This window comes from Chlamydia caviae GPIC, assembly GCF_000007605.1.
Taxonomy (GTDB): domain Bacteria; phylum Chlamydiota; class Chlamydiia; order Chlamydiales; family Chlamydiaceae; genus Chlamydia; species Chlamydia caviae.
Window position 1 is genome coordinate 941,617 of record NC_003361.3, and the last position, 19,687, is coordinate 961,303.

The following is a 19,687-nucleotide window of genomic DNA, read 5'->3' on the forward strand; positions in this document are numbered from 1 at the left end:
AAAAAATTATTCTGGCAATGATGCGAACTCTAAAACTTCTTTGACCGCATCAGCTTTAAGGGTTAAGAATCTGAGAAGATCTTCATTAAGATGATATTCTTTCCATAATTCGGCTATTACTCCAGGAACTACTGTGAAGTAGATAAGATAGTAGTAACCTTCTCTAGCTCCACGAATAGTATACGCTAATTTTTTGCGTCCCTGATCATGAATCTTTAGAATTTCACCACCATAGTTTGTGATGCCTGAAGTTACCTTCTCCAAAGCTTTGCGTCTAGCTTCCTCACTCAGAGTAACGCTAAATACATACGCCCCTTCGTAAAGTTGGGCTTTTTTTTCTTTCATTAAAAACTCCTAAACATAGCTAGAGTAGTTTATTTCCCTAAGATATCCTAGTCTATAAAAATTACTTAATAGGATCTCCTAGGCCGTTTGAGTCCCAGAACACCATTGAGAAAACAACGCACTGGCCTCGATAAATAAAGATTGTATTCCAATCTGTTCTTCTTCAGTAAACTGTCCAAGAACGAAGTCCGACAACTCTATATCTTCTCTTTGAGGTCGACCTATACCCAAACGCAATTGCCAATAATCATTCGAACCTAGGCTTTGCGTGATACTTTTTATGCCTTTATGCCCGCCACCGCCAGCATTCTGGCGAAGACGCACATTACCGAAAGGATGGTTTACGTCATCAGCGAGAACTAAAATACGGTCTATGGGAATACCATAATATTCCTTAACTGCTGAGACAGCCTTACCACTTAGATTGACGTAAGTTCTAGGTTTAATAAAAACCATAGATCCTTGAGGCGATTCTACTTTGGCAATATCAGAAAATAATTTGCGAGCTTCTTTAAATTGAGCTTCAGGAAACCCTTGAAGCAGTTTGTCCGCACAGAGGAATCCTATATTATGCCGCGTCCATGTATATTGACGCCCTGGATTCCCTATGGCAACAATCAGCATCGTCATAATTAAAATTATCTTCTAGATACTGTTACAACAACTTCCTTTAAAGGAGTAATAGGACGAAGTCCCGCAGGGATGTTAATATCAGCTAATTTTCTTGTCTGAGATAATCCCAACGACCGAACATCCAACTCTAGGCAAGGCACAATATCTTTAGGTTTACATACGACGCGCATAGCACGGATAACTTGTCTTAAAGATCCACCTAATTTTACGCCGACACAATCCACAGCATTAATGCAGCGAATTGGAATATTTAACTTCACATCACGATCTTCTATAAGTTCTTCAAAATCTAAGTGAATTACTCTGTATGAGGTAACTTGATATTGAATATCTTTAACAAGAGCCTTAATTGTACGCCCTTCGTAAGATAAAGAAAAAATTGTAGAAGATAGCGCACCACTTTCTAGGCTAGATAAAAATTTGCCAAATACGTGAGCGTCAACAACGATATTAGCCAAGCTCTTCCCACCGGAATAAATAACAGCGGGGATCCCTCCTGTTTGACGAATTTTTTTAAGCAAAGATTTTTTATCAGTCTCGCGACTTGTAACTACGAGCTCCATAATGTGCTATTCTCCATAATCTTGAGCTAAAAGAACCCCCTCTGAAACACTTCCTCTTAGAGTTAAATATGTTTTTCTAGGAGCCATCGACTGTCATGTCTAGAACATATATCTGAACAGTTTTCGAGGCAAAATTATAGCTCTATCTCGGAAAAAGTCAATCTTTTCCCTAAAATGAGATTTTCCTTAACAAAACAAAAAAAGTGACGTGGGTAATAAAAAAAAGAAATAACAAGAAACCTTGGGGTGAAAGGATTCGAACCTCCGATGCACGGTACCAAAAACCGCTGCCTTACCGCTTGGCTACACCCCAGCATTAGGCTATAGTTTATCTAATCTTCAGTTTTTGAAAATAGGAAAATCGCAAAGTCTTTAAGAATTTTGCCATAACGTCAAACTACCGGGTCAAAAACAAGGCTTTTCATCTTGTGATTTTTGTTCTCTGCTTGCTATGAGGCGCAGGTAGGCCTTGGTAAAGAGAAAGTCATGAAAATCATACAAACTGCTGTAGAATTTGCTCCTTTTATTAAAGCTGGCGGATTAGGTGATGCCGTCTATGGCTTATCAAAAGCATTGTCTGAAAGCCATGATGTTGAGGTATTACTTCCTTTCTTTCCTCTAATCACCCCCTCTTTTTCTTCTCAAGTAATTGACGAGAAGGTTTTTTCTTACGAATTCCTAGGGAGACAGCATGCGCATTCCATTTCCTATTCCTATGAAGGAATGATTCTCACAATAATTAAATTGGATTCACAATTAGATCTGTTCTCAACATCAACAATCTATACTGAAGATGATACATTACGCTTCAGCGCTTTCTCTGCTGCCGCTGCCGCCTACATTGGGGAATTAGATCATGTGGACATTGTACACATGCATGATTGGCATATGGGGCTTCTAAGCGGCCTTTTAAAAGAACCTAACCGCCCGCATTATCCAAAAAGAATTTTTACAATTCATAATTTTAGTTATCGAGGCTATTGCAGCACACAATTACTTGGGACATCAGGGATCAGCGATTTCGGGTTAAGTAATTATCAATTATATAGAGATCCTCAGATGAGTGTATTACTGAAAGGAGCTCTATATTGTTCTGATTATATTACCACTGTCTCCCCTACATATGCTCAAGAGATTCTTAATGATTATTCTGATTATGAAATGCACGATGCGATCATGGCTAGACGCCATGTTTTCTGTGGGATCTTAAATGGTATAGATGAACAGATCTGGAATCCTGAAACGGATGCTTCTTTGGCTGTCAATTACAGCAAAGATTTACTTGATGCTCCTGATGTTTTATTCACAAAGAAAGAGGAAAATAAAAATGCTCTATATGAGAAATTAGGGCTGTCCTATGAATACTCTCCTTTAATGTGCATCATTTCTCGCATTGTAGAACAAAAAGGGCCTGAATTTATGAAAGCAGCCATTCTCCATGCTATGGAAAATGGCTATGCTTTAGTCATAGTAGGCACGTGTTACGATCCAGAAATTCAAAGAAAATTTACAAATTTACAAGAGTCGTTAACGACTTCTCCGAATATCCGCATTATCTTAGATTATAACGATCCTCTAGCCCGGTTAGTGTATGGGGCTGCGGACATGATCTGTATTCCTTCTCATTTTGAGCCCTGTGGGCTCACACAACTCATTGGAATGCGTTATGGAACGGTTCCCTTAGTTAGATCTACCGGAGGCCTTGCCGATACGGTTGTAACGGGAATCAATGGGTTCACATTCTCTCAGACGGATAATTTCAATGATTTCCTTCACATGCTAACGCTAGCAATTACCACTTACAGACAAGAGCCGGACATATGGTTCCAACTTGTAGAAGAAGGTATGCTGCGATCTTCGGGTCTAACAACAATGGCGATACATTATTTAGGAGTCTATAATTCCTTATTATGATCTTTGGATTTTGCTCTCTGTAATACGTGATTTTTATTCACCCAGAAGTATTCAACTCCTGAACATACAGAGTAGATTGCAACAATACACCCTACTACAGAAGCAAAAAGTTCCAAATCCCCCTCAGAGATCATTCCTAAGGAATGAGGAATCATAGCAAGTAAAATCAATAAAAAGCTTACGCCTTGTAAAATAGCTTTTAACTTCCCACTTGCCCTAGCTGCAAGGACAACGCCTCGGAAAGCGCATACCGTACGTAGCGTACTGATTACCGAATCTCTAGCTAAAAATATGAATACAAGAATTAAAGGGAAATTTACCGGAGGCTGTGTGAATGTTAAATAGAGGGAAATTCTATAAATACTGTCTGCCATGGGATCAAGAAGCTTCCCTAAATCTGTAACTTGAGAAAATTTCCTAGCTATATAGCCGTCAATAGCATCTGTGAGCTCTGAAAGGCCTAAAAGAGCAAGTAGAACATATGGAAGAACTACAGGAGTAATTCCAAGCCACTTTCCTTTAAGATAGAGTAGCATGAAAATTGGCGTTATAAATAGCCGGGAAAAAGTTAGATAATTAGGTAGTCCCACCCCACACCTCTATCAAAAAAATTACTTAAACCGGAACCTCAGCATTAAATGAATGCCTAAAAAACAAATTAAATAGATAAGAATTAGAGCGCAAGTACCGAATGTTATAATGATGAAAAACCTAGTTTTTGAAGATCCTATTTCTATAAGATGATCTCTTGTTTTGCTCTTAGTATTGTTTGTTTTTATTTGTAGTGGTATCTTTGCCTTTATTTCTACAAAAAACCTATATTCTCAAACACCATCTAGTAGTTGAACAAACAGATTTTTCTAGATCCTATTTTTTAATCGGAGTTTTACTATGTCGCAACCTCTTACCTTACAAGCTATGATTGCTAAAATTTTGCAGTTCTGGAGTGAACAGGGGTGTGTGATTCATCAGGGGTATGATCTAGAAGTCGGAGCGGGGACATTTAATCCAGCAACATTTTTACGTGCCTTGGGTCCTGAACCCTATAAAACTGCATATGTAGAGCCTTCAAGACGTCCTCAAGATGGTCGTTATGGCATGCATCCTAACCGTTTGCAAAACTACCACCAGCTTCAAGTCATTCTTAAGCCTGTCCCTTCAAATTTTCTTTCTCTGTATAAAGAGTCTTTGCAGATTATTGGTTTGGATCTTCGTGAACACGATATTCGTTTTGTTCATGATGACTGGGAAAATCCTACGATTGGCGCGTGGGGTTTAGGTTGGGAAGTATGGTTAAATGGGATGGAAATTACCCAGCTGACTTATTTCCAAGCTATCGGAAGTAAACCTCTGGATACAATTAGTGGGGAAATTACCTATGGCATCGAAAGAATTGCCATGTACCTACAAAAGAAAAGCTCTATTTTTGATGTCTTATGGAATGATGAGCTTACCTATGGGGACATTACCCAAGCTTCTGAAAAATCTTGGAGTGAATATAACTTTGATGTCGCCAATACGCAAATGTGGTTAAAACATTTTGAAGATTTTGCTCAAGAAGCGCTCGCCACCTTAGATAAAGGACTACCAGCTCCTGCTTACGACTTTGTTATCAAAGCGTCTCACGCTTTTAATATTCTTGATGCTCGGGGAGTGATTTCTGTTACAGAACGTACGCGTTACATCACTAGAATTCGTCAATTAGCCCGTGCCGTTGCTGATGGTTATGTAGAGTGGCGAGCTTCTTTAAATTACCCCTTATTGCACAAACAAGGCGTGCATAAGGACGAAACTTCCCCGTCTCTGCCCTGTCCTAAAATTACAACAACGGAAAATTACTTATTAGAAATTGGCTCTGAAGAGCTCCCTGCGACCTTTGTTCCTATTGGCATTCAACAATTAGAGTCTTTAGCGAAAAAGCTTTTAGCTGATTACAATATTGGTTACGAAAGTTTAGAGGTTTTAGGATCTCCACGAAGACTCGCTCTATTAGTTTATAAATTGGAGCCTACAGCCATTCAAAAAGCTGTTGAGAAGAAAGGTCCTATGCTCTCCTCATTATTTAGTGATTCTGGAGATATCACTGCACAAGGAGAACAATTTTTTGCTTCTCACAACATTTCTATTCGTCATTATGACGAGCTGTCCCAGCACTCTCTATTTGAGATCCGTGAGATTGGCTCTGTAAACTATCTCTTCATTCTACATCCTGAAGTATGTAGAGATACAGTAACGATCTTAGCCAATGAATTACCTAAATTAATTCAGTCTATGAAATTCCCCAAGAAGATGGTCTATGACGATAGTGGTGTAGAATACGCACGACCTATCCGTTGGATAGTATCCTTATACGGAACATCTATTCTTCCTTTTTCTTTTGGAAAAGTCGTAGCTGGGAATACCTCTATGGGTCACCGACAGTTGGATCCTAGGGAAGTTCCTATTCCTTCTTGTGAACATTATATCGATACCCTACGTAATGCCTGTGTAGTCGTTTCGCATAAAGAACGTCGAGAAATCATTGAACAGGGATTGAAATTGCATAGTTCCGACAATGTTTCTCCCGTGGCAAATCCTCGTTTACTTGAAGAGACAGTTTTCCTTACTGAGCATCCTTTTGTTACCTGCGCGCAGTTTGATAAAAAATTCTGTGCTTTGCCTAAAGAGTTGCTGATTGCTGAAATGGTAAATCATCAAAAATACTTCCCTACACAAAATACAGCTAAAGAGATTACCAACCAGTTTATTTTAGTATGTGACAACTGTCCTAACGATATTATCATTGAGGGAAATGAAAAAGCCTTAACACCTCGCCTTACTGATGGAGATTTCCTTTTCGCTCAGGATCTGAAAACATCGTTAGCTATCTTTGTCGATAAGCTAAAGGCTGTCACTTACTTTGAAGCTCTTGGTTCTCTTTATGACAAAGTAGAAAGACTAAAAGCCCACAAGGAAGTTGTTTATCCTCTCCTGCCTATATCTTCTCAAGAAGACATAACAACAGCAATAGAGTTTTGTAAAGCGGACTTAGTCTCTGCTGTTGTTAATGAATTTGCAGAACTACAAGGCATCATGGGAGAATACTATATAAAGCATGCTGGGTTATCTCATGCAGCCGCAGTAGCTGTAGGAGAACACCTCCGGCATATTACCGATGGTCAAACCATCTCGACTACGGGAACACTATTAAGCCTAATAGATCGTTTTGATAATTTACTTTCTTGTTTCATCTTAGATCTTCGACCTACTTCATCTCACGATCCTTATGCCTTACGTCGTCAATCTTTAGAAATTCTTACATTGTTACATGCTTCAGAAGCCTCTTTGGATCTTGAAAGTCTATTACATCATTTAGCTGATAATTTCCCAGCTACTGTTCAAGGAGCTACTTGGGATAAACCTGCGGTTATCCGTGATATCTTAACCTTCATCTGGGGAAGATTAAAGACCTTCATGGCTTCATTAGGATTTAGCAAGGATGAAATCGCTACTGTACTTTCTGACACCTCTGAAAAGAATCCTGTAGAGATGTTAAAATCAGCAACAGCACTTCAGGCTATGAAAAATAGTCACAGAGCTATTCTTGAAAAAATCACAACGACGCACAATCGTTTGAAAAAGATCTTAGCCTCATTAAAACTCTCTACAAACACACTGACTCCAATTGAACTTGATCTACAAGAATCGCAACTTAAAGCAGCTCTAGATCACTTTGATGCGTCTGTACAAACAAAGGATAGTAAAAAAGACTACTTCCTCAGTCTTGGAGACCTTACTGATAGCATCAATACATTCTTAAATGAGGTACATGTCACTAGTGGAAGCGAAGAGTTGCAAAACTTACGCATTTACCTATTGCTAACAGCTCTGGAAAAGTTTTCTTCGTATCATTGGGAAGCACTAAAAGTATAGAATTACTTCTAAGCATAAAAAAAAGTGGCTCTATAGATTCTATCTACGGCCACTTTTCTCACTTTTGTCATTTCGATACACAAATCTTAAAGATAAAGTGGGGTGGTATCTAGAAGGGTTTCATCTTCTCCATCGAGTACGATAGTTACCATGAAAACACCGGGCTCTTCAGGGAACGCTGAACCAGGGAATCTATTCTTAAAATCTTCAAGTTTAGAATATTCTGCTACATTGCTATCATCGGGATGTAAAACAGCTATAGCTGCTGTATTTCTTAATGAAAATCCAAAGAAATCGCTGAGATCTAATCCTTCATCAACAAGATCTGCCAATACTTGTTGGTGGGTGCCGCTCATCAAAACAATAATTAAAGGAATGCTTTCTTCTCTAGCATATAGCAGAGCTTCTTCATAGTCTTGGAAAACATGAGCGACACAACTTTCTGAAACTACAGGAGCAGTTGTTTCTTCATCGGCGTGAACAAACTGACATGGCAATAATAAACATGATAATAAAGCTAATAAGATACGCATAAAACTACTTTTCCTAGTTAAAATGCCTATCACGATATCATGAGGCGTAGAAAAAAGATATCCCGATTTTAAAATCTAGGTCGGGATACCTGAAGAAAAAAACATTGTTTATTATGAACGTGGGGAGATGATGGGCTTTATAGCATTGTCTAAAGGCAGATCAATCGGAGCCATATCCATGATTTTTTCATCACTATCAGTAACGCAAATAGTAATCAAATAGGCTCCCTTAAGATCTTTAACCTCTGGAAATAGCGCTTTAAATGCTGCTATTTCGGCAAGCATAGGATCAGGAACCGGAGGATAGATTAATAAGTTAATCCCCGTGGGGCTCAACACAGCAAACTTTGCGTATTTACTAAGAACCGATCCTTCCATATCTATCGCCATGGTATATAACGGTTGAAACGCTATAGTGTTCTCATCACTGTATAGAACGATCATAGTATTTCTACCTTCTTGTCTTACCGCAGTTAGACAATCGTCATAAGAATGAAATATAAAAGGATGCTTCTCTGAAATATCTTCGATCTGCTGGCCGCTGTCGTCTTCTTTCAATGTAGAGGTTTCTCCTGCAATAGCTGGCAGGGCTAACAACAGTGAGAGTATAGATAACAAGATGTGCATAAGGCTCCTCCATTGCTAGTTTTATGGATATATTGGAGACAAAGATATCAAAGCCTTAGTTTTAGGAATAGTGTATTCTAATTTTAAAACAACAAGGGCTTCTACGGTCTAATTAAAATAAAAGAAAGATTAACTTCATGTTGTTAAGTACCAGGCGTATAGAAAACTAGCGCCTGATAATATCACAACATAAAACTTATGATCTTGAATACATAGAAATAAAGGTAGAGACAGGAAGAACTCTTTGCACCTTATCACGGCCCTTAGAATCTACAGTAATAAGAATCACACAGGGGTTTTGAAGATCTAACTCCCAAAAACGATCCTGAAAATCCGCCATGTATAAAATCATAGGATCCATTTTAGGATAGAAATCCGTAGGGCTAATCAGACCTGGCTGCATAACGACAATATTAAATAGACCGGCCAGCTCAGTGGGGAAACAAAAATCTTTTTTAGTGATGTCTCCCCATACTTTTTTAGAAGTCGAATTAAAGTACACAAATATACAACACTTCCCGCTATCCTTAGCGTTTTCTAAAGCACTATGGTAGGAATAATATACTCTTTCCCCATTAAGAAGTTCCACATGCTGTGGAGGAGAAAATTTATTATAAACAGGATCTTCACAACCTCTTAAAGACTGTTCTTTTCCCCAAGTAGGCAAAGATGCTAATAAAAAAAGAACAAAACAACAAAAACGCATAAAATCAATTCCCCGCCTATCAAAATTCACAAAGCATATCGAATAGGCTTCTAATCAATGACTAGTTTCTCCGATATGGCGTAGGCAAAGATAGAATAACGGGGATATAAAATCACTATTTGCAAAAAATAATCTTATAAAACGCGATTCGATATTCTAGATTTCGTTGTTTCTTGCTATCAATGTCTCTAATTCTATAGCTTGTTGATTCTGCCATTCTTGAAGTAAAGCAGAAGCTCCATAGCCAAGGCCTGCAGCCTTAGCAAGCTCACCAGCTTGACTAGATAAAGAACTACAACGGGCAGCTGCCAATCCCATGGCTTCCGAAACGATGATGCCACGGCTATGGTTCGACTCCGTTACCATCCCTCCGCAACATAGAGCCCAGGCAAGTATTGGTAAAAGAAACTTTAAAGTTTTCATAAAAAACCAATGAATTAAAAAATTAACAAGGCAACATTTTATATTAAACTTATTAATTTTTCAATCTTTACAAATAGTTAATAATCATAGACAAAGAGGAAATATAACTAACATTCCTGGGGATCTAGGAGAGTAACTATAACCCTATCTTTACGTAAACGGACATAATCTTCGAGAATGGAGAGTTTCTGTCCCTGGGGGCTTTTTGATTGACTTGCGAGTGGATGACGGTGTTCCCTCCACTGACGATCTGCGAGCTTCTGTAAAGATTGTACAAATACGTTCTCAAGACAGTCGGTATTTATACGTCGTTTTATTAAAAGCTCTATGATGATCTTATCTTCCAACAAGGATAGCGCTTTGTCAAAAGGAAGATTACTGTGATGTTTTTCGTAATATTCAATCAGATGGGAAAATAGCTTTCTACACTCAGGATGTTTGAAATCCATAGCTGTGAAGTAATTTTTTGCTGTATGAGGAATACTGATGTTATGGGGTTTGCAAAATAGCATGCAGCGCAAAATATCGGTTTCAATAATCACATCGGAATGAATTTTTGGTAACTTCTCTTTATTAGCTACAGGGGCCTTGCTCGGTGTGATTCCTGATTCTAATTTCGCTAAGGAAAATACCATACTTTCAGGGATCATCATCAAAGAAGCTAACTGCTTGAGATGCTCGTAGACAACAATAAGGTTCCCCCACTTTTTAATCTGTGTAATCGTCTCTTCAATTACCAGAGCCTTCTCTCTTGGAGAAAAATTCGGATACACACGAATTTTTTCACTAACAAGAAAAGTGAGGTAATCCTCACTTTGATCTAGTAGCTCTCCAAGAAGTCGAGCTCCTTTATGCATTAAAAAGGAATCAGGGTCTTCTCCTTTGGGAAGACGACAGACCATAACAGCGATCCCTGCCGTCTGGCACATATCTCCAACACGAATGGCAGCTTTCACTCCAGCATCATCACCATCGAAAAGTAGATAAGCTTTAAGAACACCTAGTTTACTTAATTCTTTTACGTGATCTTCAGTGAAAGAGGTTCCTTGAGCAGCAAGAGTACAGTTAAACCCTGAGTCTATCATCTGCAAGCAATCCGCCTGACCTTCAACTAGAATCACACGTTTTTCTTTCGCTATTCTTCTCCGAGATAGATGGAGTCCAAAAAGAGCTCGAGACTTTTTAAAAATAATAGTTTCAGGAGTGTTGACATACTTACTCCCCCGTGTATTTTCCAAAAATTTTCTCGATGAAAACCCTATGGTATGCCCTAAGGCATCATGGACAGGGAAAATGATTCTACGGGAAAATAAAAACCATTTATTTCCTATGAAACCTGCATCTTCAAGCTGTTTTTCAGAAATATCTTTTTCCCGCATTGCTTGGATAAACAAGGTTTGTTCGGGAGCATAGCCTAAATGAAAACGGTCTATAGTATCTGGAGAGAATCCCCGACGATACAAATATTGTAAAGCTTCCCTCCCCTCAGCAAGCTGATACAAACAGAAACGGAAAAGTTTTTCTGCCTCACTGTTAATTTGACGTAATTCATCCTTAGCGCCTGTTGAGAAAGGAGATTGTGTATCCTTAATTTTAACAATTAAATCTACATGAAATTTCTTCGATAAAGTGAGAACAGCCTCACTAAATGAATACCCGAGATGGTTCATTAAAAAACTAATAGCATCCCCGTGAGCTCCACAACCAAAACAATGGTAGTAAGCCCCTGTCGGATTGATAATAAAAGAAGGCGTTTTTTCTACATGAAAGGGACAACACGCTTTATAGGTAGCTCCACTTCTTTTTAAATGGAGGTGTTCCGAAAGCACTTCGATAATATCAATGCTGTGTCTAAGATTATCTAAACTTTCTTCTGTATACATAAGTTATAAGCTTGGCTGTTCCTTGGTTATGCCATATTCACTGCTTTAAATGAAAGACAGCTCACTTTATGAATCGGTTATCAACAAAATTCTATATGATCCCCATCTTGATACCGAAGGATAAATGTAGTAATCTAGCAGGCTAACGCATTGGAAAATTCGGCAAAATCTCTATGGTCTTTTACATGAGTTTGCTAATCTAACCAGCAGTTATTGAATTTATGGAATAGCAACATTTCTAAGCGTTGTCTTCCACTCAACTAGGTTAATCTCTAGGTAATATTTTCCTCAAAAGAAGAACTATGACATCAAAAAAACCTACACCTATGATGAAGCAATGGCATCAATGTAAGGAGCAAGCAGGAGAGTCTCTCCTTCTCTTCCGCATGGGGGATTTTTACGAGGCTTTCTATGACGATGCTGTTTTGCTCTCTCAGAATTTAGATATTAATCTCACGCAAAGACAAGGGATTCCTATGAGTGGAATTCCTGTATCTACAGTAAACGGGTATATAGACCGTTTGGTGAGTAAAGGATTCAAAGTTGCTATTGCCGAACAGATCGAAGAAGCACAAAACAATAAAGGAAAATCCGAACCTTTAGCTAGAGAACTGCAGAGATTTGTCACTCCAGGAACATTACTTTCTTCCTCACTACTTCCTGAAAAAGCGAATAATTATATTGTCTCTATCTATCGTGTTGGCTCTTTATTTGGATTTTCATGTTTAGATTTCTCCACAGGAGCATTTCTGTTAAACGAATACGACAATATGAAAGATCTTATTGATGAAATCTGTCGTTTAGCCCCTACAGAAATCTTAAGCTGTGACAAATTCTATAAAAAACACTTTGAGATCGTAGAACAAATCCAACAGCATTTAAAACTTACTTTATCTACCTACTCTGACTGGGCATTCGAGCATCAGTTTGCTACGCAGAAGTTATCCTCCCATTTCAATGTATCGTCCTTGGATGGTTTCGGCCTCAAAGGTCTCGTTCCTGCTATTAACGCAGCAGGGGCTCTACTTTCCTATCTTCAAGATAAACTTCTTTTACCTGTTGAGCACATTTCCGTACCCAAAACACACGGAAATCAAAAACACTTGCTCATAGATACTGCGTCTCAAGTAAACCTTGAGCTTTTAACCCCTATACATGATCCTCAAGGGAAGAGTTCTCTTTTACATGTTATGGAACGCACCTGCACTCCTATGGGGGGCAGACTACTACGTAATACTTTAGTCAATCCTTTTTACGATCAAAAAGAAATCTTGCTACGTCAAGATGCTGTGGAGTTTCTTTTGAATCGTTCGGAATTAAGAAAAAATCTACGATCTTTCCTGTCCCAAGTACGCGATCTAGAACGTTTAACTACGAAGATTACCACGGCATTAGCAGGTCCTAAAGATATAGGGATGCTTCGTGATTCATTAAATGCTAGTATGCATATTTGTGAGATTCTTTCTCCCCTACCTCTACCAGAATTTTTCCATGGAAAATTCACCCTAGGTCTTGGCCTAGCTTCTCTTTTAGAACTACTTTCTAAAGCTCTTTTTGGAGAACTACCTTTAAGAATCTCCGATGGAAATATTTTCTCTGATGATCACCATCCCGACCTTAAGCGCCTACGCTATACTCGTGAAAATTCCAAAGAGTGGTTGTGGCAATATCAAGATGCTATCCGCACACAAACGGGAGTTAAAAAACTTAAAGTCTGCTATTCCCAAGTTTTAGGCTATTATATAGAAGTGAGTAGCGATCTTGCTCCTCTATTACCTAAAGATTTTATCCGCAGGCAATCACGTCTACATGCTGAGCGTTTTACAACAGAGAAGCTGCAAGAATTCCAAGATGACATGCTTAATGTTTCCGATAAATTGCAGACGTTAGAGACGCAATTATTTAAGGATTTATGTGCGCAAATTCTTGAACAACGTGATGCAATTCTTTCTCTATCTCAAGTCATCGCGGATACAGACTATATTCTTTCTCTTGCTGACCTTGCTGCAGAATATGGTTATTGTCGTCCTATTGTAGATACTAGCGACTCTCTGTCTATAACGGGAGGGATGCATCCTGTCGCACAAACATTATTAGATCGGGGAACTTTTATCCCCAATGATATAAAAATGCATAGTGCACGGACACGAATGATTTTAATCACGGGTCCAAATATGGCGGGGAAATCCACCTATATCCGACAAATTGCTCTGCTTATCATTATGGCACAAATGGGTTCGTTTATCCCTGCAAGATCTGCGCATATCGGCATGATTGATAAAATCTTCACGCGTATAGGTGCTGGAGATAATCTATCTAAAGGGATGTCTACATTCATGGTGGAAATGGCAGAAACAGCTAATATTTTACATAATGCTACGGACCGCTCTTTAATCGTTCTTGATGAGGTCGGTCGAGGAACAAGTACTTATGATGGCTTAGCAATTGCACAATCCGTTGTAGAGTATCTGCTATTTACCGAAGGGAAAAAAGCTAAAACTCTATTCGCCACGCATTATAAAGAACTTACAGATCTAGAGAATCACTGTCCGCATGTAGAAAATTTCCATGCGGGGGTGAGAGAAAATGGCGGCCATCCTGTATTCTTATATGAGATTCTTAAAGGACATTCTCAGAAAAGTTTTGGAATACACGTTGCGAAACTTGCTGGCTTTCCTCTTTGTGTGATATCGAGGGCTCAACAGATCTTACGTCAATTAGAAGGCCCGGAAACGACTTCTAAGCAAACCCAAGAAAAAGTTCAGCAACTTACGTTGTTTTAAACTATGCGTGTAAAGGATTTTACTCCGAAACTGGTTCCCACATCTCCAGGCGTTTATCTCATGAAAGATGACTCAGGAGAGGTACTCTATATCGGAAAAGCAAAAAACTTACGCAATCGCATAACAACGTACTTTCAAAAACAAGGGGACTCTCGAGAAAGAATTCCCTTCCTAATGAAGAAAACGACTACTATAGAAACGATTTTAGTTTCTAATGAAACTGAAGCTCTTCTTTTAGAAAATAACTTAATAAAAAAGCACCATCCGAAATACAACGTACTTTTAAAAGATGATAAAACTTTCTTTTGTCTAGCGATATCTCTGACACACCCTTGGCCGAAAATAGACGCTATCCGCACGAAAGCGATTACATCTTCAAAAAGGCAGATCATTTTTGGCCCTTACGTAAGTGCCGAAGCCTGCAGAACTCTTTTAGAAGTTATTAGCCAATGGTTCCCACTACGCACGTGTTCCAATCGTGAATTCGCTTCGAGAAGACGTCCTTGCATCCTTTATGAGATGAAACGGTGCTTAGCACCTTGTGTGCATCTATGTACGCATGAGGAATACGAAGAGACTTTAGAAAAAGCTGTATTATTTTTAAAAGGTAAGGTCTCTGAAATCATTCAAGATTTAGAAAAATCGATCGAGAAGGCCTCTCAAGAACAAAAGTTTGAACAAGCAGGAATTTACTACCGCACATTAAAACTTATTCAACAAGCTATGGAAAAACAGCATGTAGAAAAATTCCACTTTCAAAATATTGATGCTATTGGTCTATATAGAAAATACCAAGAAACGGTCATTACTGTATTAACGGTACGTTCAGGGAAATTACTTGGAGCCCGCCATTTCCCATTTTCAGAAAATGCTCAGGAAGATACGGATTTGCTCTCTTCCTTTATTTTACAATACTACGCCAATCAACCTCAGACTCCCAAAGAAATTCTTACTCCTATTCCTCTAAACATCCCTGAACTTCCATATTTGTTAAATAAAGATACGCCACCTCAGCTGCGCTCTCCGAAAACAGGTTATGGGAAAGAACTACTTACCTTAGCTAAAAATAACGCTAAGGTACATGCGGAAACGACTACACAATCTTCATCTCTACCTTATGAAGAGATGAAGAAAATTCTGAAATCTCCGGACTATCCTTACCGCATAGAATGTTATGACAATGCTCATTTACAAGGTTCTCACGGAGTTGGTGTGTACATTGTCTATGAAAATGATGCGTTCTCTCCAAAAAGTTACAGGACATTTTCTATCTCTTCTTTAGCACATAATGATCTGGCAACATTCCATGAAGTTCTATCACGTAGATTTAGTTCTCTTACCTCTTCTCTTCCTGATATGATTGTTATAGATGGAGGGCGCGCCCAATACTCTCAGGCAAAAAAAACATTAAAAGAACTTAATCTCACGGGAATTCAGGTTGTCTCCTTAGCTAAAGAAGCAAGCAACCATAGCAGCTCATTAAGAAACGAAAAATTATTCTGTGATACCTTCCCTCAGGGGATTCAACTAGCACCAACATCAAAACTTCTACAATTTTTCCAAAAGCTTCGTGACGAAGCGCATAGATTCGCCATCAGCAAACATCGTAGAAAACGTTATAAAGATCTCTTATTCCCTCAGGAGAAAATTCCCGGAATTGGTGAGGTAAAAAGAAAACGCTTATTACAGAAATTTAAAAGTTGGAAACAAGTTATGAAAGCCTCCCAGGGAGAGCTTGAGGCTATCCCTGGGCTAACGAAAAAAGACATTCAACAATTGCTGGCTAAGCAAGTTGAAGATTCAAAGCTTACTGAAGATTAAAGAAAATATTATTCTTCTACTTCTTCTTTGATCTCCTCTAAAAAGTCCTCTGCTGAGGGTAGGTCTGCAACACATAATTCTTCTGGCTCATCTTCTGATTCAGAGCGATCCTTAGGCTGAGTTAACCCCTTAATGATCACATGAACGGAAGCTACATGAAGACCTGTATATTCGGATACTTCAGAAACTATACATCCCTGAATTTCTTCGGTTTTTTCTGGTATAGAAACACCGTAATCAACGTTTACTTCGACACGAACCTTAACTAGATGATTTTTAGAATCTTGTTCTACATAGATTCCCTTCATTCTCTCGATATCTCTACCGAATAAAGTATCAATTAAATTTCCCCCTAAAAGAGAAACCCCGTTGATTTTAGCTAAACAATGTAAAATAATTACTTGAATTACACGAGTCTCTATATCACGGCTGAATACAGTCTCTGGAAATTCAATTTCTTTCACATCTAGTTTTAAATTCTGCTTATCCATATTCCTCCTATGTGCCTATTTCGCTAGCGAGAAATGTACTCTATAGAAATAATAAGCGCTAGTGATTAGTCTAATGGTCAAGCGGTTAATATGCTACCCTCAATGCTTCCTATTTCTTTTTTTTTGATTTACATTCTGTTAGGGTTTTTAGCCGCTTACCTGGCTGTTAAAAAAAATCGTAACCCAATCGGTTGGTTTCTTGCAGGGATGTGCTTTGGATTCTTCGGAATCATTATTCTCCTCATCCTCCCGGACCTTTCCCCAAGGGATGGTGATTCTAATTCATCCGATGATAACGAACCATCCAATAATATTTTGCACTCTATTTTAGAAGATTCTTCTGTGATTTCCTCCCCATCTCCTGTGGATCAAGTCCTCAGAAATACAGAAAAATGGTTTTACTTAAACAAAGAAAAACAGAATATCGGACCAATGTCCTTAGAAGATCTTCTTGTATTTCTCAGAGATAAAGAAAAACATACCACAGAAAACATAAACCCCGAGGATGTTTGGGTATGGAAAAAAGGAATGGAAAATTGGGAAAGGGTCAGAAATATTCCGGAACTTAACGAGGCGTTAAAAATTCTTAAGTAATTCTAAAAAAATTAACGCCTTGTTTTTATCCAATAGTAGATACGCTATCGCGGGAATTCTACCAGCTAGCTTTGATAACTCCAGGAATCTCTCCCATGGAAGCCATTTCTCTGAAACAAATTCTAGAAATAGCGAACTTTCTTAGATAACCGCGAGGACGGCCTGTCAATAAGCATCTGTTGTGTAAACGAATATGAGCCGTGTCTCTTCTCATCTTATTCAATGCCACACGTGCATTTTCTTTCTCTTCTTCGCTAGCAGTTAAGCTTTTTGCAATATTGCGAAGCTCGCTTCTTTTTTTGTAGTTCGCCTCTACTAATCGTCGGCGCTTATTTTCTCTCGCTACTGCTGACTTTTTCGCCATGCGTTCTTACCTAAAACTTATTAAATTATTTCTTACGTGCAGGGCCCGCTTGACGTTGTTTACGATTAGGGTCCTTTTTGTTAATAACATAAAGACGCCCCTTACGACGAACAAGCTTATCTCCTTTAGAAGGATCTGCTTTGATAGATGAACTCACTTTCATGAAAACTATACCCTAATGGCCTTCTCTAAGCCAGAGAAAGACGCTCTAAATTATGGAATATCGCTAAAAGGAACTAATTTAATCCCTTTAGCACTTTTTGACAACAGGAGACTTAAGTAGAGGCTAAGTTACCTCATCGAAAGCAAGAATCTCTTGAGTTCTCTTGATCTTTATTAATCCAATTTTATAAACTTACGGAGAGTTTTTTCTAGTCCAATCGTTCAGTAAGCTAGAAAGACTTAGAAACCAATAGGAAGGTACTGTGAAACGGACTTATCAACCTAGCAAAAGAAAGCGTCGAAATTCTGTGGGCTTCCGTACCCGTATGGCTACAAAAAACGGAAGAAATTTACTGAATCGTCGCCGCCGTCATGGCAGACATAATCTAGTCGACCTATAAAATATTTTGTTTTGTGCATCGATCAACCTTACCCAAATATGCTCGTGTGTTAAAGAGAAAGCAGTTTCTCTACATCTCGCGAGCGGGATCTCACTGTCAAGGCAGTCAGGTTATTTTTCATGTTGCTCCATCTAGATATTCTGGATGTTGCAAGCTTGGGATAACTGTCTCAAAAAAATTTGGGAAAGCGCATAAAAGAAATTATTTTAAACGTATTGTGCGCGAGGCTTTTCGTAAAAAGCGTCACTCTCTTCCTGCTTGTCAAATTGTTGTTATGCCTAAAAACAAGCAGCAACCTAAATTTGAAGATCTGCTTCAAGACTTTGCTCAGCAAATTCCAGAAGCACTCAGTAGCAAATTAGCAAAAAATAAGCCTACGACTGGTGTCGAATATAGTCCAAAGAATGAGAAATGTGAGTCTGTACTTCCTTAGGTGCTGTTTCAAAAGCAACTTCGGCATGCTGTAAAGCACTTTTCCACTGATCAGAATCTAAGTAAAATTGAGCTATCATCATCTCAATTCTCCAAACATTTTCCTGATCTTGCTGACCGAACTCTGTTAAATAAGATTCTAGAGGAGCGATGACTTGACTAGGATCCTGGCGCACGCCTTCTTGAGATCTCTTGGCCAATTCCTGAAACTCGATCAGAGCAACAGTAAAGTGGGTATGTTGTTCATTTTTAGGATCTTTATTGAGTAATTTACGTTTTACTCTTTGACATTCTTCAGAATCCATTTTCCCGCCTTCAACAAGAAGACGATATTTTTCTGATAAGAAGAAGTAATCGTCATTACGCACACCCAACTCCAAGGCTTTTGCCATGAAATCTTTTTGCGAAAGCTCTTCAGAAAGTCGGTAATACTTCTGGAGTTCTTCCATAGATAATGTATGCATGATGGGATAGGCGTTACTTATTAAGAAATCACTCTCAATAATATGACATAGACTCTCGCCTAAGTTTTCTCCAGTCTCATTACCAAAAGAACCGATTTTATAAATCTCTCTTCCGTCATGAGAGAGTAAGAGAAGACAGGGAAACTCTTCAATTTTGAACTGAGTTTTTAGATTAGCATTTTGTGAGCGTAGTGTTTCACTTTGTGAAGAATGCTTAGGAAAATCTACTTCTAAGCATATGAAATTTCCATTGACCTTTTTGGAAAATTCTAAAGAAGTAAGCACCTCTTTACGAATTTTCATGCATGAGCCGCTCCAATCGGAACCTGAAAAAAAGATTAACATTGGCAATTCAGAATCGCGGCTTTTTTTTACAGCCTCATTATAATCTACATGCCAAACAAGCTTAGAAGAATTCTCATGAACAACGCCATGCAAACTTAAAGAACCTGCACTTAATAGAAACGTTGTTAATACCTTCAGTTGCTTCAAAGAATATTTCTTCATAACCTGTAACATGATCATGGGCTTCCTCTCCTTCTCCGAGTGAATAGGACGCAACTCGTTCTATTTAGGCGTCACAAAATGCTCTCAGGGCATTCTGTTAACCATCCTTGTCGTATAGTCTTTTTTTTA

Annotated in this window: 20 protein-coding genes and 1 tRNA gene; 7 read left to right on the forward strand and 14 right to left on the reverse strand. The window is 38.6% G+C overall.

Going from position 1 to position 19,687, the window contains the following annotated elements:
- Positions 1 to 6: 6 nt before the first annotated feature.
- The 4 genes from rpsF to CCA_RS04110 all read right to left on the reverse strand — a co-directional run bounded on the left by rpsF (position 7) and on the right by CCA_RS04110 (position 1,854).
- The gene (rpsF, locus tag CCA_RS04095; RefSeq protein ID WP_011006773.1) at positions 7 to 345 is read right to left on the reverse strand and encodes a 30S ribosomal protein S6; all 339 of its coding nucleotides are present in this window, start codon (positions 343 to 345) and stop codon (positions 7 to 9) included.
- A 78-nt stretch (positions 346 to 423) separates the two neighbouring features.
- Positions 424 to 975, reverse strand: coding sequence for an aminoacyl-tRNA hydrolase (gene pth / locus CCA_RS04100; RefSeq protein WP_011006774.1), 552 nt, complete (start codon positions 973 to 975; stop codon positions 424 to 426).
- A gap of 8 nt (positions 976 to 983) precedes the next feature.
- Entirely contained in the window at positions 984 to 1,541 is a 558-nt protein-coding gene (locus CCA_RS04105) for a 50S ribosomal protein L25/general stress protein Ctc (RefSeq protein WP_011006775.1), read from the reverse strand.
- Between the two features lie 241 nt (positions 1,542 to 1,782).
- Positions 1,783 to 1,854: transfer RNA gene (locus CCA_RS04110), tRNA-Gln, on the reverse strand.
- Positions 1,855 to 2,027: 173 nt separating this feature from the next.
- On the opposite strand from CCA_RS04110, the gene glgA reads away from it, so the two are divergent.
- Positions 2,028 to 3,455 (forward strand): glycogen synthase GlgA, encoded by a 1,428-nt coding sequence (glgA, locus tag CCA_RS04115; protein WP_011006776.1) that lies wholly within the window; start codon positions 2,028 to 2,030, stop codon positions 3,453 to 3,455.
- Here the strand turns inward: glgA and pgsA are convergent.
- Positions 3,437 to 4,045: a CDP-diacylglycerol--glycerol-3-phosphate 3-phosphatidyltransferase gene (pgsA, locus tag CCA_RS04120; protein WP_011006777.1), complete on the reverse strand. Its 609-nt coding sequence runs from the start codon at positions 4,043 to 4,045 to the stop codon at positions 3,437 to 3,439. The genes glgA and pgsA overlap by 19 nt on opposite strands.
- 301 nt (positions 4,046 to 4,346) lie before the next feature.
- On the opposite strand from pgsA, the gene CCA_RS04125 reads away from it, so the two are divergent.
- Positions 4,347 to 7,367 carry a glycine--tRNA ligase gene (locus CCA_RS04125; protein WP_011006778.1) on the forward strand — a complete coding sequence of 1,007 codons (3,021 nt, stop codon included), beginning with the start codon at positions 4,347 to 4,349 and terminating at the stop codon, positions 7,365 to 7,367.
- A gap of 86 nt (positions 7,368 to 7,453) precedes the next feature.
- Here the strand turns inward: CCA_RS04125 and CCA_RS04130 are convergent, their stop codons facing one another.
- The 5 genes from CCA_RS04130 to dnaG form a co-directional block, all read right to left on the reverse strand.
- Positions 7,454 to 7,900: a hypothetical protein gene (locus CCA_RS04130; RefSeq protein ID WP_011006779.1), complete on the reverse strand. Its 447-nt coding sequence runs from the start codon at positions 7,898 to 7,900 to the stop codon at positions 7,454 to 7,456.
- A gap of 111 nt (positions 7,901 to 8,011) precedes the next feature.
- Complete coding sequence (locus tag CCA_RS04135; protein ID WP_011006780.1) at positions 8,012 to 8,527, reverse strand: hypothetical protein; 516 nt, start codon at positions 8,525 to 8,527, stop codon at positions 8,012 to 8,014.
- A 196-nt stretch (positions 8,528 to 8,723) separates the two neighbouring features.
- Positions 8,724 to 9,233, reverse strand: a complete 510-nt coding sequence (locus CCA_RS04140) for a hypothetical protein (RefSeq protein WP_011006781.1) — start codon at positions 9,231 to 9,233, stop codon at positions 8,724 to 8,726.
- Positions 9,234 to 9,389: 156 nt separating this feature from the next.
- The gene (locus tag CCA_RS04145; protein ID WP_011006782.1) at positions 9,390 to 9,656 is read right to left on the reverse strand and encodes a hypothetical protein; all 267 of its coding nucleotides are present in this window, start codon (positions 9,654 to 9,656) and stop codon (positions 9,390 to 9,392) included.
- A gap of 107 nt (positions 9,657 to 9,763) precedes the next feature.
- Entirely contained in the window at positions 9,764 to 11,539 is a 1,776-nt protein-coding gene (dnaG, locus tag CCA_RS04150) for a DNA primase (RefSeq protein ID WP_011006783.1), read from the reverse strand.
- Positions 11,540 to 11,841: 302 nt separating this feature from the next.
- Here dnaG and mutS point away from each other — a divergent pair, with 302 nt between their 5' ends.
- Together mutS and uvrC are read left to right on the forward strand one after the other, a co-directional pair.
- Positions 11,842 to 14,322, forward strand: coding sequence for a DNA mismatch repair protein MutS (gene mutS, locus CCA_RS04155; RefSeq protein ID WP_011006784.1), 2,481 nt, complete (start codon positions 11,842 to 11,844; stop codon positions 14,320 to 14,322).
- Positions 14,323 to 14,325: 3 nt separating this feature from the next.
- On the forward strand, positions 14,326 to 16,143 hold the full coding sequence (gene uvrC / locus CCA_RS04160; protein WP_011006785.1) for an excinuclease ABC subunit UvrC: 1,818 nt from the start codon (positions 14,326 to 14,328) through the stop codon (positions 16,141 to 16,143).
- Positions 16,144 to 16,151: 8 nt separating this feature from the next.
- On the opposite strand, the gene CCA_RS04165 is transcribed toward uvrC, so the two are convergent.
- On the reverse strand, positions 16,152 to 16,634 hold the full coding sequence (locus CCA_RS04165) for an Asp23/Gls24 family envelope stress response protein (RefSeq protein ID WP_011006786.1): 483 nt from the start codon (positions 16,632 to 16,634) through the stop codon (positions 16,152 to 16,154).
- A 90-nt stretch (positions 16,635 to 16,724) separates the two neighbouring features.
- Here CCA_RS04165 and CCA_RS04170 point away from each other — a divergent pair, with 90 nt between their 5' ends.
- Positions 16,725 to 17,228 carry a DUF4339 domain-containing protein gene (locus tag CCA_RS04170; RefSeq protein ID WP_011006787.1) on the forward strand — a complete coding sequence of 168 codons (504 nt, stop codon included), beginning with the start codon at positions 16,725 to 16,727 and terminating at the stop codon, positions 17,226 to 17,228.
- 58 nt (positions 17,229 to 17,286) lie between these two features.
- Here the strand turns inward: CCA_RS04170 and rpsN are convergent, their stop codons facing one another.
- Positions 17,287 to 17,592: a 30S ribosomal protein S14 gene (gene rpsN, locus CCA_RS04175; protein WP_011006788.1), complete on the reverse strand. Its 306-nt coding sequence runs from the start codon at positions 17,590 to 17,592 to the stop codon at positions 17,287 to 17,289.
- A gap of 25 nt (positions 17,593 to 17,617) precedes the next feature.
- A complete protein-coding gene (rpmJ, locus tag CCA_RS04180) occupies positions 17,618 to 17,755 on the reverse strand; it encodes a 50S ribosomal protein L36 (RefSeq protein WP_011006789.1) in 138 nt (45 codons plus the stop codon).
- Positions 17,756 to 18,017: 262 nt separating this feature from the next.
- Here rpmJ and rpmH point away from each other — a divergent pair, with 262 nt between their 5' ends.
- Together rpmH and rnpA are read left to right on the forward strand one after the other, a co-directional pair.
- On the forward strand, positions 18,018 to 18,155 hold the full coding sequence (gene rpmH / locus CCA_RS05275; protein ID WP_020359129.1) for a 50S ribosomal protein L34: 138 nt from the start codon (positions 18,018 to 18,020) through the stop codon (positions 18,153 to 18,155).
- A 13-nt stretch (positions 18,156 to 18,168) separates the two neighbouring features.
- A complete protein-coding gene (gene rnpA / locus CCA_RS04185) occupies positions 18,169 to 18,588 on the forward strand; it encodes a ribonuclease P protein component (RefSeq protein ID WP_011006790.1) in 420 nt (139 codons plus the stop codon).
- Here the strand turns inward: rnpA and CCA_RS04190 are convergent.
- Positions 18,530 to 19,576 (reverse strand): thioredoxin family protein, encoded by a 1,047-nt coding sequence (locus CCA_RS04190; RefSeq protein WP_011006791.1) that lies wholly within the window; start codon positions 19,574 to 19,576, stop codon positions 18,530 to 18,532. The genes rnpA and CCA_RS04190 overlap by 59 nt on opposite strands.
- Between the last annotated feature and the right edge of the window lie 111 nt (positions 19,577 to 19,687).